Here is a 15,707-nt window from a genome sequence, read left to right on the forward strand (position 1 = left end):
CGTCATCCCATTTCGTCCATAGCGTGAACGTAGAATGCCGCTTGTCATCAGTGCCATCCGGCTTACAGGAACGAACCATGAAAAAAATAATCTTTCTTGCGTCCGCATGCGCCGCGCTGCTTCAGGCTTGCGCCCCGGTTACCCCTCCCAGCGAAGGATCCTCTTCCATGCCCACGTCTGCCGCCACGTCGCCCGCCAGCGCATTGACCTTGCCCGCGTACTACTGGCGTCTGGCGTCCGCCAGCGACGCGTCGGGTAAGCCGATCGCCGCGCTGCAGAAAGGAATCGAGCATCAGTTGCGCCTGACCTTCTCGAATGACGCCTTGAACATCCGTGGCGGTTGCAACGCGCAATTTGGCGGGTACACCTACAAGAACGGCGTGCTGCATGTGAATAACCTGGCATCAACGATGAAGGCTTGCGAACAGAGCCTGATGCAGCTGGATGCGGAGATCAATCAACGGGTGAAGGGCGACCTGCGCGCGACGCTGTCTGGCGACACCGCCGAGCCTGCGCTGGAGCTGGTTGCACAGGACGGCAGCGTCCTGAAGTTCGTCGGCGAGCCGACGCCCGAGACACTGTACGGTAGCGCCGGCGAAACCCTGTTCCTGGAAGTGGCCGCGAAAAAGGCGGAGTGCAGCCACCCGATGATTCCGAATTACCAGTGCCTGATGGTGCGCGAACGCCGCTATAACGACGCGGGCGTGCAGCAGCCAGCGCAGGAAAAGTGGCATCCGCTGTATCAGTCGATCGAAGGCTTCGAACACAAGGACGGCGTGCGTACCGTGCTGCGCGTGAAGCGCTACGACTGGAAAAATCCGCCCGCCGATGCGCCGTCGAAGGTGTACGTGCTGGACATGGTGGTGGAGCAGGACGCTTCGGGAAAGTAACGATGGGCGGCGCGGGATGCGCGCGGCCGTTTCCGTCCTGCAGCCATGCCCGGATCAAGACCGGGCAGGCGGCCGCCGTGTGCGGGCGCGAAGATCCTCGCGCACGGCAACATAACGGCGATAGCGGGCAAAGTCTTTGTGGGCGAACGCTAGATACAAGCCCGTCGCCACCATGAAACCGCCGAAAACGAACACGTACAACAGGCGTCCAGGGGCGTCTTGCAGCAGCCCGAGCCCCAGGTACAGGTTGAGGGCGCCGAACCCCAACAGCAGCGCCATCAAGATCCAGCGCGCCCACGGGCTACCGTGGTAAAGCCACGCCAGCAAAAGCCCGGGCAGCAGCAGCTTCTTCAACACCGAGAATTCGCCTTGCAGCAGGGACACGATTTCGTAGCCGAGGGCGGCCAGTGTCCCGGCCAGGACGATGAACCAGAAACGCCGTTCGCTGGGCTGTCGGCGGTCGGAGGTTCGGGAGTCGGTAAGGGCTCTTTGGGACATGCATTCTCCTGAATGGATGAAAAAAAAGGGCTGCGACGCCGTCCTTGAATCGCAGCCCGTTAGGGGTTAAGGGTTAGTTTGTCCGCCGCCTCAATTTCCCGATGGCCGCAGCGTCAGCGTATCCGCGCGTTCGCTATCCACCTTGGCCCGGCTGAATGCCATGGGGAAGTACTTGCCGGTGGCCCAGTCCTTAAGCAGATCCTGGTAATGCGGGCTGCGGGGATCCGCGGATTGCCCCGGCACGTTCTGAACGCGCGAGTTGTCCCAGTCGGCCACATCAATCACCTGGCGGTACGACGACCCGCTGATCTGGCGGAAATCGCTCTTGCGGAACGTGGCGCGATGCACCGTGTCGTTGTCGCCGCCCACCGGATAGCGCGGCGTGCCGTAGGCCTTAGCGGTGTCCGGGGGCAGCAGGCTTGCCAGGCTGTGCTCGAACTGGATGTGGTGCAGCTTGCCCCATTGCCACTGGGTTGAATCCGTGCCCAGCTTGGCGCGCAGTTTCTGTACCCCATCGGCCAGCGCTTGCAGCAGCAGCGCGTCCCGGCCCTGTTCCGGCCGGGGGCCGAAGGCGGCGTCGGGCGTTGCGAGTTTTTCCAGCGTCTTGCGGGTAGAAAGTTCGCCGAAGGCCGTGCGCCCGTTCGCCGGCACGTAGAGGTCCGTCACACGCTTGACCACTTCGGGCAGCCAGAACGCGTAGACCGAGGCCGCGCGGGACTCGGTGTCCATGCGCGAATCCCAGTCCTTCAGCAGGCCCAAGGCGTCGTTCAAGGCCGGGTCGGCGGCGTTCAGCGACTTAGCGTAGCCCGTCAACGTCCGCGCGGGGATCGAAAGATTGTCGTATTGCAGATCTTGCGATTGCTGCACCGTCAGCCCTTTGCCTTCGGCCAGCACTTCGCGGATGCGCTGCACGCGGTAGGGTTCGGCCCAAGTGCGCGCCGACATGTCCTTGTGGGTGAAGTCGGCCGGCAAGTTGTACTCGTTGGCCGTTGCCACGTAGCCTTCCGGCGGGTTGTAGACACGCGGCAGCGCGCTACCCGGCAGAATGCCGCGCCACTCGAAATCACCATTGCCGGGCACCGGCAACATGCCCGACCAATCACCGCGCGGACGGATCGGCGCGATGCTGCCGCCGAACCAGCCGATGTTGCCGTCCACGTCGGCGTACACCATGTTCTCGCTGGGCGTGTAGTGCTTTTCCATGCCGGCGACGAACTCGTTCCAGTTCTGCGCCTGGTTCAGGCGCAAGCTGGCCAGGTAGGCCGCCGTGCCGGGATATTCCAGGTAGGCGGCACGCAAGGCGTAGGCCTTGCGGCGCACCCGGTCTTCGTGGATGACCGGACCATGACGCGTGAACTTCAGGTTGCGGACGGCGGGCGCCGCGCCGCGCACGGGGATGGACTCGTCGACCTGGCGCATTTTTTCCCAGCGGCCCTGGTAGCGGTATTCGTCGGGGTTGGCCGGGTTGGTGTCATAGACGTAGAGATCCTCTTCGTCGCCGAAGGCGAAGATGGTCAGCCCGAACGCGATGCGGTCGTTGTGCCCCATGGAGACGCCCGGCAACGCGGGTTCCCCCGCGCCGATCACGTTCCAGCCCGGCGCGTTCAGATGCACCATGTAGCGCAGCGACGGCATGGTGATGGAGCGGTGCGGGTCGCCCGCCAGGATGGGTTTGCCGGTGGCGGTGCGTTGGCCGCCAAGCGTCCAGTTGTTGCTTTCATAGCGGGTCGCCATCGGATCGAAATCCGGGTCCAGCGATGCCAGCCGGCCTTCGGACAATGCGCTGGCGAGCGTTGCGCGTTGCTCGGCGGCAAGCGGACTGCGCGGGAAGTCCGCGGCGACGAACTTCTGGCCATCACGCGCCAGGGCGTAATTGGCCAGGATGGTCTTGTCGATCTGACGCACGTCCAGCCCCGCCGGCACCTGCAAGGCCAAAGGCGGCTCGAACGTGCTCAACCCCTGCACGTTGTTCACTCCCAAGGCGGCGACCTTCTGCGCCATCCTTACCTCTTCATTAAGGTTGCGCGTCAGCGCGTAGATGCGAATCAGCGAGGTCTCGGGGCTCCAGTAACCGGGCTCGGTGCCGGTCAGTTTGAATTCGGGAGGCAACTGCTCGGGGTTGGCCTTGACCCAATTCACATAGGCATTGATGCCATTGGCGAACGCGGTCAGGATGGCGCGGCCTTCGGGGTGGTAACTGGCGAATTCCGCCTGCATGTCGCCCCGGAAGAGGAACAGCCTTGCGGCGCGGTCCTGTTCGATGAAGCGCGGGCCGAATTGTTCGGCCATCTTGCCTTCGCCCTGGCGGCGCCACAGGTCCAGTTGCCATAAGCGGTCGCGCGCGGCGCTAAAGCCCTGGGCGAAGAACAGGTCGTTCTGGTTCTGCGCATAAATGTGGGAGACACCGTGCTTGTCCCGGACAATCTCCACGGGCTGGGTCAGGCCCGCCATATCGATCGTGTCTTTCTTGCCGCCGGGCGCGGCACACCCCGCCAAGACGACGATCAGCCCGCTCGCCAGCAATGCGGCGATCCTGCGATTAAGAATACGCATGGCTCCTCCTCCGGTTTATTGCTTTTGTATAGGCTCGCAGGCCCCGGAGCGTCGTGCCGCCGGTAGGTCCCGCAAGCAAGCAATACAACTAAATCAGGAGACGCGGAAAAGGTGTTTCATTTAATGAAATATAAGTGGGCTTGTAACGCGGGCGGCTTGGCGCGGCCGCCTTGCGGGACGACGTTGGCCGCGCTTCGGGGCGGCTTGCGCACCACCCAGGCGGTGGCTGGATCGGGTTATCGACCTTGCAGTCTGATACGTTTATCAAAAGGCGAGCAAGCCAAAGGCTAACGGTTATGTGGCCGCGCAGGGCAGCAAGGCCAAGGCGTCGGCCAGCGAAAGCACCGTCGTGCGCGACTCGAATGCCGTTGCAAAAAGGTGTTCGTGCACCACCGGATCAGGGTCGTAGCAGCAATCCTTGACGGTCATCAGTCGGAAGTCGGCGTCGCTGGCATACGCCACCGATGACAGTACGACGCCGGTCGAGGCAATGCCCGCCATCATTAGCGTATCAATGCCCTGCGCCGACAGCCGGACCTGCAGGTCGGTGCCGTAGAACACGCTGGCGCGATGCGCGATGATGAGCGGTTCGCTGGCCTGTCGGTCAAGCGCGGGCGACAGATCGTCGTCGACAAAAAGCCCCATCTGCTTGATCCCTTGTCCGTTCTTGTTCAATGGGCTGACCTCGGGATAGCCAGGGTTGAACCGGATGTTGGCGAAATAGACGCTGACGCCGTTTTTCCGGGCCGCATCGCACAGGCGGCGCGTGTTGGACACCAGGGCAGGGGCGACCGACGGGAAAAGTTCCAGGATGTCGGTCTGGTAATGCATGACCAGCAGCGCGGTCCGCGCGGGGATGATTGCCGGCTGCCGGTGGCTGGGGTATTGCGTCGTGGCAATATTTCCCGAGGCAGGCTGCGGCGGCTTCGGATCAGCTTTTCCGGGTTCCATGGAGGGCGGCATGGGAGGCTTGGCGATGAGATCGACGAATGAATCTACCACGGCCTTCGTGGCGCAGACCATCGGGCCCCATTCAGTCGAGTTCCGCGCACCGCACGCTGGCCTGGCCCGATTTGGCGGGGTATCCTCCCGCGATATTCCCAAGATGTTCTCGACTTGCACCGTGCGTGCCACTGGTTCCCATGCCCCTTGACGACCTTGCCGCTGCGCTTTCCGCCCCGATTTTGACGCCGGACGATCTGGATTCCCTGGAGCAGTTCTTCAACCGCCCTGAAGTCCGTGCGGTCTACGCGCTTGCGCAAGACCCGGCGCACACTGCTGCCTGCCTCCAGGTTTGTGCCGATCTGCTTGCCCGGCTTCATCCCAACCGCGCGTCGGCTTTGGCGCTGATGTGCGGTTCGCTGGTTGAAGACGATGCGGATCCCGCCATCCTGTTCCCGACCCTTCAATCGTTACTGCGGCAATGGCTGCAAACCCTGCGGCCCTATTGCGCGCAGGAAGTGGAAGATGACGACGACGAAGTCGTAGCGGCCGACCGTCAGGCCTGGACGCAGGCGCAAGCGGCATTGGCGGGCATGCCCGAAGACCAGCGATGGGAGATGGAAGCCCTGCACCAGGCCGTCGACGTGCTCGTCTTGCCCATGATGACGATGTTGATGCGGGACCAAGGCAACCATCAGGCATTCGTCTCCGACACGGCGTTGATGGCCGTGCTGCACCCGATGGCCACAAACAACGACAGCTTGCCGTTCGAGCAACTGCATTATTTATGGATGGCGGCGCAGGTCAGCTACGAAGAGGAGCTGATCGTGGTGCTGCCGGCGTCCGGATCGGGTTTCGTGGCGCGGGCCCACGCCGTCAACAACACGTTCCACGCCTTTACGCTGTTGCAGATCATCATTGGCGAACATGCGGACGAATTGGGCGTCAAGCGGCAGATCCCGCCGCGTCAGCCCGAGATGGAGCGGGATACCGCCGACTTCCAATGGCTGCAGATCGGCGCCTATGCCGGCGGCGAACTGGTTCAACCGATGTTGTGGGCCTGGGGCGAAGCGGCGTTACGCCACAACATGGCCAAGCATGGCAAGCGGGTGTTGGTGGCGCTTGAAACGGAAGCGGGCACCCAGCGCAATTGGTCCGGGTTCAACGGCATCATCCACGATGCACAGCAGCCGTCGATGACCTTCACGCGCTATCTGACGGCCGACGAGGTAGCGTCGTACCTGGCGTGACGGGCGGTGTCAGGGCGCCTGGATGGCTGCCCGCCAGACGTCCAGGAAATGCCGCTTTTTCAACGGGTCCAGATACACCAGCAATCCCACGCCCAGCGCCATGGGGCGCACGCCGGCCGCCGGGACGACCGAGACATTGACCGGCCGCATGCCGGACTGCTTGGCCAGCATCTCCTGGCCCCGGGGCGACAGCAGATAGTCCAGCAGCCGCGCGCCCAGGTCGCCGCGAGGCGCTTGTTTCGGGATGATCGCCGAGCGCGACAGCATCAGCGTGTAGTCCTGCGGATAGATGATCGCCAGCGGCGCGCCTTGGTCGATACGGTGCCGCGTATAGGACTCCAGCAGGTTATAGGCCAGCGTGATGTCACCGCGCTCTAGTTTGTCTAGCGCGTCCTCGGTGGATTCGTGGACCGACACGCCGTTGCGGCCCAAGGCCGCCAGCAAGGCGCCGGCCATGCTGTCCAGCCGCGTGTCCTGCGTGGCGGCCAGGTAGCCGATGCCGCTGCCTTGCACGTCGTAGGTCGAAATGCGGTCAGCCAGCGGCCGGTCGGGCGCTTGCAGCAGCGACAGTAGTTCGCGGCGGGTGTGCGGCACGCGCTCGGCAGCAAGCCGGCGCGTGTTGTAGACCATGACGATAGGGTCGGTGCCGATGCTGAACACCTCGTCGCGCCAGTTGGCCCAGGCGGGCAGCGCGCGGGTCTCGGGCGACACGTGCGTCTGCGCATAGCCGTCGTTGACCAGCTTGGTCTGCAAGTCCATGGCGCTGCTGATGACCAGATCGGGGCCGCTCTTGACGGCAGGCTGCGCGGCGCGTTCGACCGTGTCGCGATAGAGCTGTTGCGTGGACAGTTCGGTGTATTCCAGCCGGATGCCGGGGTTCAGCGCGCTGAAGTCTTCCAGCACGCCGCGAAAGACCTGCACGCTGTTGGAGGCGTGCAAGATCAGCACGTTCTTGCTGTCGGCCGGGCCCAGCGTCAAGCCCCCGCCGCTGACTTCGGCAGCGTGTGCCGTCGTGGCAAACAGCAAGGCAAGCAGCACGGCGGCCATCGCGCTGGCGGCACGGGCCACGGACAGGGCGCTACGCATCATGGGAGATGGCCTTCAATGTGATGACCGCGTCCAGCCCGCCGCCCACACGGTTGCTCAGCCTGAGCCTGCCCTGGTGGACATCGACGACGCGCTTGATGATGGACAGCCCCAGGCCGGCGCCGGGCGTGCGCGGGTTAGGGCCGCGCGCGAAGCGCTCAAACGCGGTGTTGGCCAACGCGGGCGGAATGCCCGGGCCCTGGTCCGATACCGTGATGCGCCAATGGCCGTCGTCGGCGTCCAGCCGGATGTCGATGTGCCCGAGTTCATTGGCGCCATGGCGCAGCGCGTTGTCGATCAGGTTCTTGAAGGCTTCGCGCAGCATCAGGCTATCGCCTTGCACGAGAGGCGGCGTGGCGCCGGCAGAATCGGGCAAGCGCAGCCGGACGTCCGGCTGCGGGTCGGCTTGCGGCACGGTGTCATAGACGGCCTGGCGAAGCAGATCGGCCACGTTCACGGGCTGGAACTGCTTGACGTTGCTGCGATGGATGACGCTGGCGTCGCTAAGCAGCTGATTGACCAGGCGCGACAGTTTTTCGGCATTGCGCAGCACGGCCACCAGGCTGCGGCGCTGTTCCGCCGGATCGTCTTCGTCCAGCGCCACTTCCATCTGCGCGTGCAATGCGGCAAGCGGCGTGCGTAACTGATGCGCGGCTTCGGCGATAAAAAGGCGTAGCGTGTCCAGGTTGTCCGCCAGACGCGCCATGAAACCGTCCAGCGAATGCACCAGCGTGTCCAGCTCTTCAGGCACCGGGGCGGTGATGGGATGCAGGTCGGAGGCGTTGCGGGCGGCCAGTTCGCGTTCAATGCGCTGAATGGGAAACAGCGATCGTTGCAGGCCCCAGTACGCCAGGGCCAGCGCCGCGGCGGTAAAGCCGATCAGGGCTAGCGTGCCCTGCCAGAGGATGTTCTGGGCCAACGCGTTGCGGGCTTCACGTGTTTGCGCCACCTGGATGACGGCCGATTCGGCGCTGAGGGGGCCTGCGACCTTGCGTTCCATCCAGGCGATGCGCACGGGCTCGCCCTGATAGGCCGCGGTGTAGAGCTGGCGCGTATCGTCGGGCGGAGGCGGCAGGTCGGCATAGCCGGAGATCAGCGCGCCGCCGCCGGTGGCCACGCGGTAGAACACGCGGTCCCGTGGCGCCTGTTCCAGCAGCGCCAGGGCGGCGTAGGGCATGTCCATCTGCCATTTGCCCTGCACCAGTTGCAGGCTGTCGGCCATGGAAAGCACCGAGGCGCGCAGCAACTGGTCATAGGTGGTGTCGGCGGTTTGATGCGCATAGCCGCGCACCAGCAGGTACAGCGCGCCCAGGCCGACGGCGAACAGCGCCATCAGCATGGTCAGCAGGCGACGGCGGACGGAGATGCGGCCGTGCTGCACGGTCAAGCCCGCGGCGGGGGCGGCGCGACGCCGTCCGCGTCGTCGGTGGTGGTCAGCAGATAGCCGGTACCGCGCTGCGTTTCGATGCGCAGCGGGGACCCTTCCAGCTTGCGACGCAGGCGGGCGATGTAGACCTCGATGGCGTTGGGGGCGGCGTCGTCGTCGAAGGCGAACAACTTGTTGGCAATTTCCGTTTTACTGACGGCGCGGTTCATGCCGGCCAGCAAAATTTCCAGCAGGCTGTATTCGCGTTTGGGCAGGTCGATGCGTTGGCCTGCCAGGGTGACCTGGCGGGCGGCGCTGTCGATCGTCAATTCGCCGAAGCGCTGCACGCCGGCCGCCTGCGCGATTGGCCGGCGCAGCAGGGCGCGGCAGCGGGCTTCCAGCTCGCGGAAGTCGAATGGCTTGGCCAGGTAGTCGTCGGCCCCGGTATCCAGGGCATGGACGCGGTCTTCGATGTCGATGCGGGCGGTCAAGGCCAGCACGGGCGTCTTGCTGCCCCGGTCGCGCAGCCGATGCAGGATGTCGAACCCGGACATGCGGGGCAGCCCGATGTCCAGGATGACCAGGTCGAAGGTCTCGTATTGCAGCACGCCGTCGGCGCTGAGTCCGTCTTTCTGCAAATCCACGGCATGGCCGAGACGGCGCAGCCGGCGGACGATGGCGTCGGCCAGATCCTCGTCGTCTTCGATTACCAGGATGCGCATCGGCCGATTGTAAAGCCCCGTGCGTGCCCGGGCCTTCGCGGGCGCGCTTGCAAGAAAACGACAGGTTCCAGACAGCTTTTCTTCCTAGTCTTGCGCACCTGCTTCCCCCGCCGGAGGCCGTCACACATAACAACGACTAGTCGGAGATACCCCTCATGCTTCTGACCCTGCTTGGCTTCGGCATGGTGATCACGTTCATGACGCTGATCATGACCAAGCGCCTGTCGCCGTTGGTCGCCCTTATCCTTGTCCCCATTATTTTTGCGTTGCTGGGCGGGTTCGGCGCCGGTATCGACAAGATGATGCTGGACGGCATCCGCAAGATCGCGCCCACCGGCGTGATGCTGATGTTCGCCATTCTGTATTTCGGGGTGATGATCGACGCGGGCTTGTTCGACCCCATCGTGGGCCGCATCCTGCGCGCGGTGAAGGGCGATCCGCTGAAAATCGTGGTCGGCACCACCGTGCTGGCGCTGGTGATCTCGCTGGACGGCGACGGTTCCACGACCTATATGATCGTGGTGGCCTCGATGTTGCCGCTGTACCGCCGCTTGAAAATGAATGCGCTGTCCATGACGTGTCTGGCGATGCTGGCCAGCGGCGTCATGAACCTGACGCCGTGGGGCGGGCCGACGGCGCGCGCCGCCAGCGCCTTGCATGTGGATGCGGGCGATATCTTCGTGCCGCTGGTGCCGGTGATGGGCGTTGCCATCGTTTCGATCCTGGTCCTGGCGTTCTTCCTGGGCCTGCGCGAGCGCCGCCGCCTGGGCGTGCTGTCGCTGCCGGATGGCGCGTCGCTGCATGCCGGTTACGACGAAGACGGCCCCAAGAACCTGCCCGAGATCGAAGTCGACCATGACCTGCGCCGCCCCAAGCTGCTGTGGGTGAACGCCGGGCTGACACTGGCGCTGATGGTCAGCCTGGTGATGGGCATTCTGCCGCTGCCGGTGCTGTTCATGATCGCGTTCGCGGTTGCGCTGATCATCAACTATCCGAACCTGGCCGAACAGCGCCGCCGCGTCGCACAGCACGCGGGTAACGTGCTGTCGGTGGTGTCGCTGATTTTCGCCGCGGGCATCTTCACGGGCATCCTGTCAGGCACGGGCATGGTTGAAGCCATGTCGCGCAGCCTGCTCGCCGTGATTCCGGACGCGATGGGCCCGTACCTGGCGGGCATCACCGCCCTGGTCAGCCTGCCGTTCACGTTCTTCATGTCCAACGACGCGTTCTACTTCGGGGTGTTGCCCATCCTGAGCGAAGCCGCGCAGGGCTACGGCATTTCGCCCGTCGAGATGGCGCGCGCGTCGCTCATTGGCCAGCCGGTGCATTTGCTGAGCCCCCTGGTGCCCTCGACGTACTTGCTGGTTGGCCTGGCCGGCGTGGAATTCGGCGACCACCAGCGCTATGCGCTGAAGTGGGCCACGATGGTGTGCATGGTGATGCTGGCGGCCGCGCTGGCGTTCGGCCTGTTCCCGCTGGTCGGGGTGGTCGGTTGATTCGCGGCGCCTGCCGCACTTTCATAAAGGAACGTTCATGGCTTTGCGTATTGCTTATGTCACCAGCGGAATGGGCCACACGGGCACCGCGATCTGCCAGGCGCTACACCAGGCCGGGCACCGCGTGGTGGCCGGTTGCGGCCCGCGTTCGTCGCGCCGCGACGCATGGTTGAAGGAACAGCAATCCCTGGGCTACGACTTCATCGCGTCGGAAGGGGACGCCACCGACTGGGCGTCCACCGAGGCCGCGTTCGCGAAGGTCCGCCGTGAAGTCGGCGAGATCGATGTGCTGGTCAATAATGCCGGATCGATGCTGGACATGCGCTTTCGCCAGATGGCATATGCAGACTGGTCAGCCGTGTTGCGCAGCAATCTGGACACCTTGTTCAACAGCACCAAGCAGGTGGTCGATAGCATGGCCGACCGTGGCTGGGGCCGCATCATCAATATTGGATCGGTCGCGGCGGAAAAAGGCCAGATCGGCCAGATCAACTACGCCACGGCCAAGGGCGCGGTGATCGGCTTCACGCGGTCATTGGCGCAGGAAGTGGCGGCGCGCGGCGTGACGGTGAACCTGGTGTCGCCCGGCTTCATCGCGGACGATACCGTCAAGGCTTTCCCGCCCGCGCTGCTGGACCGCATCATCGAAAGCGTGCCGGTGGGGCGGCTAGGCACGGCCCGCGACCTGGCCGGGTTGTGCGCCTGGCTGGCGTCCGATGAAGCGGCGTTCGTGACGGGCGCCAACTACGCCATCAACGGCGGCGTGTACATGAGCTGACGGGCCGGCGGTTAGCGCGCGCGGCTTTTCAGGAAATCCGGGATGGACGTGGCGGTGCGCTTGCATTCCGCCAGCCACTCGACGCGCCATTCGGTGATGCGCTCGGTGGTGTAGTGCTCGAAGACGCCCGGCGTCGGTTCGTTGATGGACTCGAACTGCCGGACCAGCACCAGCGGCCGCTCCGCGCCCGGCGTCTCGTTCGAGCATTCCGCCGCGTCCTCGAACGTGGCGAACGCGTAGTAATAGTCGTCGCCATCGTGCAGGTCCTCGCCGCCCGCGTGCGGGTGCACCCATACGCGGTACTCCAACACGTCATCGTAGAAATAGCCGCCGCCGGATTTGGTCAGCGCGGGGTATTCGCCGACCAGGTCGGGGTTGATGGCGATGGGGTAGGGGGAAGTGGTGGAAGTCGTCATCGAATTTTCAATGCGGTGATTGGATAGGGGGATTGGCGAAGCCGACGCGGGAGTGATCGGCCCTATACGTCAATCTGGTCAAACTGCACGCCAAGCGCATTCGCAATGCGTTCCCGAGTGACCTTCTTCGTCCTGGCGCCAGGCGCCTCCATCGTGGCATAGCTGGGTTGGCGTATGCCAAGGCGTGATGCCATCTGTACTTGAGTGAGGCCGAGATACTCGCGCCATGACCGCAAGATGCTCCAGCCATTGTTGGCCATCAAAGATACGACCTCGTGCGGGATCGTGCCGTCGGCAGGAATGCGGGGATGGGGAATGGCCTGTTGGTCGCCGGTCAGTGCGAGATATTCGGCATAGGGCAGAACGACGAAGGTCGGCTTTCCGTCGGCTTCCAGGATAGTGGGATGGAGCCTGCGGCGGCCACGCGCATTGGATTCAATAGGTGTTGTCATCGCGCTTTCTCACTTCCTGAATGTCTATGATCCGAATTTCAGTTCGGACGTCGAATAAGACCCGATACTGGCCGACGCGGAGCCGATATCCAAACTCGTGATTCGAAAGCGCCTTGATATTCGAAAGGGCGGGGAACAACTCCAGTCTGGTGATCTCGGCAGTTATCCTGATTCGATCGGCTGTGGGAAATTTCAGCCATTGCTTGACGGCTTTCCTGGCCCAGTTGATGGAGAACGTGTTCGGCGGAGCTGTCATTGTTATAGCCTAAGCTATATAGGTTAGCAAGTCCGTCGTCAGGCACCGATGGCTGGCGCCCTGCTTGGGATGGGACGGTTCCGACGAGTTCTACCGTGGGGTCGGGTCGGCATCAACCGAGTTGCTCGAATCTAGGACGGTTTCCCTATCGCATCGATTGATGCATGCCCTGCGCGAATACCTGCTCGTCATTGCGTACAGGACGGACCGCAGACGAAAAATCAGTCGCCTACGTGCATTGCCACAGTTGCCCGCTGACGTGGCAGCCGGCGCACCAGAAGGTGTAGTTGCAGCCGCCGCTGCCCCACAACCATTCGCCGCCGTCGGCCTGCGGCAATCCGGAATCCAGTTGCATGACGAAGGCCATGTCCTGTTGGCAGTCGGGGCAGGCCGGGTAGTCGGGGGATTGCACCCAGCTGGGTGCGCCGCCGACGCGGCTGAGGTTCTGGCGGCCGTTTGATTCCCCCCAATCCTGCCAGGCCCAGCGGGTGGGAGCGGTAAAGAGTTGGACTTCGGCGTCTTGCAAAGCGTCGGCGACGACCTCGGGGCGCACGGGGTCGTCGCGCTGCTGGACCGGATGCGCGCTGGCGACGCCGTCGGCGTCGTGCCGATAGAACATCGGGCCGTCGCTCTCCCAACCTTGGCAGGACAGGCAGGTGGCGAATTCGATCGGGCCGCTGCCGTCGATGCCCGCGAGGGCGGGCTCCTGCACGGACAGCAATCGATGCAACGGGGCATGGCATAGTCCGCAGGTGCTGGCCAGCACGCCGCCCATGCGCGCTTGCGTGACGGGCGGCGTGCCGGGGTTCCAGGTGGGATGGACCTTCTGGATGTCGCGTCGCCAGGCGGGTTGGCTCGCCAGCATGGGCTTGCGCTGCGCGGCGCTGAATCCGATATGCAAGGGGGATTCCGTATGCAGTGAACGCAAGCCGTTCGCATGCCTGGCATAGCCGGCAAGCATCAGCCAGGAGCGGGCAGCGGGATCCGATGCATCGGGAAACAAGCGCGCCCAGGCATGCAGCACGGCGTTCGGCCGTCGAGAGCGAAGCAGGGCGATGGCGCGCGCGCGGCCCAGCGTTCCTTCGCGGGTGTCCGGTTCCAGCCCGGCGCGCCATGCGTCGATCGTCGCGTCGTCCAGTGCGCGCCAGGCTTGGCCAGCAAGGTACTCCGGGCCGCCTTTGCCGGTGTGCACGGCGGTAAGCAGGCGTTCCCAGTGGCCGGCAAAAGCATCGGGGTGTTGCAGGGCAGCGGAATCCAGCACCGCGGACAAGATGTTCGAACGGACGCCTTGCATCGCGCGCTGCCAGGCCAGGGTGACCGTCGCCGAGTAGGCGTCGTCGTCCATGATATCGAGCGCGGCATCGATGAACGTGGCGTTGTCGAGCGCGCGGTCCAGCGCTTGCGCGACCAGTTCGCCCAGCGCCTTCGGGTCTTCAAGGCGCAACCGCAGCATCTGCGCCATCGGGTCGTTGTTCTTCCAACCCAGGCGTTCGAACGCATCCAGGATTGCGGCGGGATCTTGCATTGGGCGGGCCCTGAAAATTCTCAGGGGGACAGTATCCCATGCAGGTGAAGCGGGCGGTTTACCGCCCCAGCTTCATCGACACATCCGTATGCGTGCCGCGGTCCAGGTCTGCGCCAAGAGGCTGATCCCAATCGGGCAGGTTCAGCAGTTCCTTGCCGATTTCGCCGGCTTCGATGCGGCGGGCGATGTCGTCCAGCAGCAAGGTACGCGTGGCGAAACCCTTGCCTTGAAGGTCACGCGCGAAAAGCCGGTATGCCAGGTCGGGCTCGGCGCCTTTCATGACGCCCAGATCCAGGATACGGCCCTGTTCGTTGCGCATCAGCAGATGCCCGGGGCGGGCATAGATGCGGTAGATGCGCCACGGCGAGGAGATGGCGGCGTGTTCGCGCTGGGCGGTGCGCTTGGGTTCTTCGCCGCCGCCGCGCGGCGACTGCGATGCGGGTGGCAGCAGCTTCACGCAGGCGTTTGCGAGTTTGGCGATCGACCTTCTGAAAGCGCTCACGCGTGTTCCGCAGTCAGCGCGCGCGCCATTGGCGCCATTGTCGTGAAACGCAAGGTTCGGCGCGTGCGCGGGTGGGTATTGCGGGGGGTGTGCATGACCATACTCCTGTATGGCGATACGGCGAGGCAACGCGCGTTCAAGCACCATCGCTTCAGGATACGCGCTTTATTACGCGCGCGTATGCAAATGCGGTACCCGTTACGCAATAAGTAAATCCCCGGTGCATATGCAGCCCGGGATGGGCGCATTTACGGTGAATCAACCGTCAAAAGCCACCAGAACAACTATTTGGTGGTAATCGGAAACGCCGATTGACTTTAACTACCCCTGCGCCCATAGTGGACTTGAAGCTTTTCGAGCATCGTGATTTTCGTCCGGTCTTGCACCCTCCGAGGGCGCTTCATTGTTCGCAGTCCTTTCCTTGACAGGCTCATTTCGCGGGCGGTGCTCGCATTTAAAGGAAAGAGATTATGGAAACCGGAATCGTCAAATGGTTCAACGATGCCAAGGGCTTCGGCTTCATCATGCCCGAGAACGGCGGCAAGGATTTGTTTGCGCATTTCTCCGAAATCGTGAGCGAAGGGCATAAAGTGCTGCTGGAAAACCAGCGAGTCAGCTATGTCACCGCGCAGGGCGCCAAAGGCCCGCACGCCACGCAAATCCGCGCTTTGTGAATGAAGGCCCTCTGGGCCTTTTGATCAAATAGGGGGTTTCATGTTTCACAACAATATGGTCTACAAGGGCTATCGCCTTACCGCCAATGTTTCCCGCGTTTCCGTCGGGGGCAGCGGCCGGCCCGCCTTCACCGCAACCGTTGCGGTGGAACTGGCGGCAGATCAAGACAAACTCAACGAACATCACACCGTGCCGTTGTTCGCCTCGGGCGGATTTGTATCCAGCCCCGGCATGGCGGTGGACGCCGCGATCAATCACGGCCGGCTCGTGGTGGATGCGCACGCCAGGCCAGCTTGATGC

17 protein-coding genes are annotated in these 15,707 nt (G+C 63.8%); 6 read left to right on the forward strand and 11 right to left on the reverse strand.

The features are described from left to right. Positions 1 to 167: 167 nt before the first annotated feature. Positions 168 to 890: a DUF4377 domain-containing protein gene (locus ACI0FO_RS01900; protein ID WP_416023714.1), complete on the forward strand. Its 723-nt coding sequence runs from the start codon at positions 168 to 170 to the stop codon at positions 888 to 890. Between the two features lie 54 nt (positions 891 to 944). On the opposite strand, the gene ACI0FO_RS01905 is transcribed toward ACI0FO_RS01900, so the two are convergent. From ACI0FO_RS01905 to ACI0FO_RS01915, 3 genes are all read right to left on the reverse strand, one after another. Next, complete coding sequence (locus ACI0FO_RS01905; RefSeq protein ID WP_416023716.1) at positions 945 to 1,388, reverse strand: hypothetical protein; 444 nt, start codon at positions 1,386 to 1,388, stop codon at positions 945 to 947. Between the two features lie 90 nt (positions 1,389 to 1,478). Beyond that, positions 1,479 to 3,941 carry a penicillin acylase family protein gene (locus ACI0FO_RS01910; RefSeq protein ID WP_416023718.1) on the reverse strand — a complete coding sequence of 821 codons (2,463 nt, stop codon included), beginning with the start codon at positions 3,939 to 3,941 and terminating at the stop codon, positions 1,479 to 1,481. A gap of 294 nt (positions 3,942 to 4,235) precedes the next feature. Beyond that, on the reverse strand, positions 4,236 to 4,892 hold the full coding sequence (locus ACI0FO_RS01915) for an isochorismatase family cysteine hydrolase (RefSeq protein WP_416023720.1): 657 nt from the start codon (positions 4,890 to 4,892) through the stop codon (positions 4,236 to 4,238). Between the two features lie 191 nt (positions 4,893 to 5,083). Between ACI0FO_RS01915 and ACI0FO_RS01920 the strand changes: the two genes are divergently transcribed. Further along, positions 5,084 to 6,133 carry a hypothetical protein gene (locus ACI0FO_RS01920; RefSeq protein ID WP_416023722.1) on the forward strand — a complete coding sequence of 350 codons (1,050 nt, stop codon included), beginning with the start codon at positions 5,084 to 5,086 and terminating at the stop codon, positions 6,131 to 6,133. Between the two features lie 9 nt (positions 6,134 to 6,142). On the opposite strand, the gene ACI0FO_RS01925 is transcribed toward ACI0FO_RS01920, so the two are convergent. The 3 genes from ACI0FO_RS01925 to ACI0FO_RS01935 are packed head-to-tail and all read right to left on the reverse strand — an operon-like array spanning position 6,143 to position 9,307. Continuing rightward, positions 6,143 to 7,222: an ABC transporter substrate-binding protein gene (locus ACI0FO_RS01925; RefSeq protein ID WP_416023724.1), complete on the reverse strand. Its 1,080-nt coding sequence runs from the start codon at positions 7,220 to 7,222 to the stop codon at positions 6,143 to 6,145. Next, complete coding sequence (locus ACI0FO_RS01930; RefSeq protein WP_416024533.1) at positions 7,212 to 8,600, reverse strand: sensor histidine kinase N-terminal domain-containing protein; 1,389 nt, start codon at positions 8,598 to 8,600, stop codon at positions 7,212 to 7,214. Before ACI0FO_RS01930 ends, ACI0FO_RS01925 begins: the two co-directional genes overlap by 11 nt. Positions 8,601 to 8,602: 2 nt before the next feature. Next, the gene (locus ACI0FO_RS01935) at positions 8,603 to 9,307 is read right to left on the reverse strand and encodes a response regulator (protein WP_416023726.1); all 705 of its coding nucleotides are present in this window, start codon (positions 9,305 to 9,307) and stop codon (positions 8,603 to 8,605) included. Between the two features lie 155 nt (positions 9,308 to 9,462). On the opposite strand from ACI0FO_RS01935, the gene ACI0FO_RS01940 reads away from it, so the two are divergent. Together ACI0FO_RS01940 and ACI0FO_RS01945 are read left to right on the forward strand one after the other, a co-directional pair. Next, complete coding sequence (locus ACI0FO_RS01940) at positions 9,463 to 10,803, forward strand: CitMHS family transporter (RefSeq protein WP_416023727.1); 1,341 nt, start codon at positions 9,463 to 9,465, stop codon at positions 10,801 to 10,803. Between the two features lie 37 nt (positions 10,804 to 10,840). After that, positions 10,841 to 11,581, forward strand: coding sequence for an SDR family oxidoreductase (locus ACI0FO_RS01945; protein ID WP_105555204.1), 741 nt, complete (start codon positions 10,841 to 10,843; stop codon positions 11,579 to 11,581). Positions 11,582 to 11,592: 11 nt separating this feature from the next. On the opposite strand, the gene ACI0FO_RS01950 is transcribed toward ACI0FO_RS01945, so the two are convergent. The 5 genes from ACI0FO_RS01950 to ACI0FO_RS01970 all read right to left on the reverse strand — a co-directional run bounded on the left by ACI0FO_RS01950 (position 11,593) and on the right by ACI0FO_RS01970 (position 14,732). Next, on the reverse strand, positions 11,593 to 11,997 hold the full coding sequence (locus tag ACI0FO_RS01950; RefSeq protein WP_416023729.1) for a GCN5 family acetyltransferase: 405 nt from the start codon (positions 11,995 to 11,997) through the stop codon (positions 11,593 to 11,595). Positions 11,998 to 12,059: 62 nt separating this feature from the next. Further along, the gene (locus ACI0FO_RS01955) at positions 12,060 to 12,449 is read right to left on the reverse strand and encodes a helix-turn-helix transcriptional regulator (RefSeq protein WP_416023731.1); all 390 of its coding nucleotides are present in this window, start codon (positions 12,447 to 12,449) and stop codon (positions 12,060 to 12,062) included. Beyond that, on the reverse strand, positions 12,433 to 12,705 hold the full coding sequence (locus ACI0FO_RS01960) for a type II toxin-antitoxin system RelE family toxin (protein ID WP_416023732.1): 273 nt from the start codon (positions 12,703 to 12,705) through the stop codon (positions 12,433 to 12,435). The genes ACI0FO_RS01955 and ACI0FO_RS01960 overlap by 17 nt, the downstream gene beginning before the upstream one ends. A gap of 229 nt (positions 12,706 to 12,934) precedes the next feature. Further along, on the reverse strand, positions 12,935 to 14,230 hold the full coding sequence (locus ACI0FO_RS01965; protein WP_416023734.1) for a hypothetical protein: 1,296 nt from the start codon (positions 14,228 to 14,230) through the stop codon (positions 12,935 to 12,937). A 58-nt stretch (positions 14,231 to 14,288) separates the two neighbouring features. Further along, positions 14,289 to 14,732 carry a hypothetical protein gene (locus tag ACI0FO_RS01970; protein ID WP_416023735.1) on the reverse strand — a complete coding sequence of 148 codons (444 nt, stop codon included), beginning with the start codon at positions 14,730 to 14,732 and terminating at the stop codon, positions 14,289 to 14,291. Between the two features lie 470 nt (positions 14,733 to 15,202). Between ACI0FO_RS01970 and ACI0FO_RS01975 the strand changes: the two genes are divergently transcribed. Then, positions 15,203 to 15,406: a cold-shock protein gene (locus ACI0FO_RS01975; RefSeq protein ID WP_105555199.1), complete on the forward strand. Its 204-nt coding sequence runs from the start codon at positions 15,203 to 15,205 to the stop codon at positions 15,404 to 15,406. A 40-nt stretch (positions 15,407 to 15,446) separates the two neighbouring features. Continuing rightward, positions 15,447 to 15,704, forward strand: a complete 258-nt coding sequence (locus ACI0FO_RS01980) for a hypothetical protein (RefSeq protein ID WP_105555198.1) — start codon at positions 15,447 to 15,449, stop codon at positions 15,702 to 15,704. Positions 15,705 to 15,707: the final 3 nt, after the last annotated feature.

Source organism: Achromobacter marplatensis (assembly GCF_049060505.1).
Lineage (GTDB): Bacteria > Pseudomonadota > Gammaproteobacteria > Burkholderiales > Burkholderiaceae_B > Achromobacter > Achromobacter marplatensis_A.

Bases quoted from the DNA above. Each gene is read 5' to 3' on its own strand.
- ACI0FO_RS01900 (WP_416023714.1), top strand. From the start codon at position 168: ATGCCCACGTCTGCCGCCACGTCGCCCGCCAGCGCATTGACCTTGCCC.
- ACI0FO_RS01905 (WP_416023716.1), bottom strand. From the start codon at position 1,388: ATGTCCCAAAGAGCCCTTACCGACTCCCGAACCTCCGACCGCCGACAG.
- ACI0FO_RS01910 (WP_416023718.1), bottom strand. From the start codon at position 3,941: ATGCGTATTCTTAATCGCAGGATCGCCGCATTGCTGGCGAGCGGGCTG.
- ACI0FO_RS01915 (WP_416023720.1), bottom strand. From the start codon at position 4,892: ATGGAACCCGGAAAAGCTGATCCGAAGCCGCCGCAGCCTGCCTCGGGA.
- ACI0FO_RS01920 (WP_416023722.1), top strand. From the start codon at position 5,084: ATGCCCCTTGACGACCTTGCCGCTGCGCTTTCCGCCCCGATTTTGACG.
- ACI0FO_RS01925 (WP_416023724.1), bottom strand. From the start codon at position 7,222: ATGATGCGTAGCGCCCTGTCCGTGGCCCGTGCCGCCAGCGCGATGGCC.
- ACI0FO_RS01935 (WP_416023726.1), bottom strand. From the start codon at position 9,307: ATGCGCATCCTGGTAATCGAAGACGACGAGGATCTGGCCGACGCCATC.
- ACI0FO_RS01940 (WP_416023727.1), top strand. From the start codon at position 9,463: ATGCTTCTGACCCTGCTTGGCTTCGGCATGGTGATCACGTTCATGACG.
- ACI0FO_RS01945 (WP_105555204.1), top strand. From the start codon at position 10,841: ATGGCTTTGCGTATTGCTTATGTCACCAGCGGAATGGGCCACACGGGC.
- ACI0FO_RS01950 (WP_416023729.1), bottom strand. From the start codon at position 11,997: ATGACGACTTCCACCACTTCCCCCTACCCCATCGCCATCAACCCCGAC.
- ACI0FO_RS01955 (WP_416023731.1), bottom strand. From the start codon at position 12,449: ATGACAACACCTATTGAATCCAATGCGCGTGGCCGCCGCAGGCTCCAT.
- ACI0FO_RS01960 (WP_416023732.1), bottom strand. From the start codon at position 12,705: ATGACAGCTCCGCCGAACACGTTCTCCATCAACTGGGCCAGGAAAGCC.
- ACI0FO_RS01965 (WP_416023734.1), bottom strand. From the start codon at position 14,230: ATGCAAGATCCCGCCGCAATCCTGGATGCGTTCGAACGCCTGGGTTGG.
- ACI0FO_RS01975 (WP_105555199.1), top strand. From the start codon at position 15,203: ATGGAAACCGGAATCGTCAAATGGTTCAACGATGCCAAGGGCTTCGGC.
- ACI0FO_RS01980 (WP_105555198.1), top strand. From the start codon at position 15,447: ATGTTTCACAACAATATGGTCTACAAGGGCTATCGCCTTACCGCCAAT.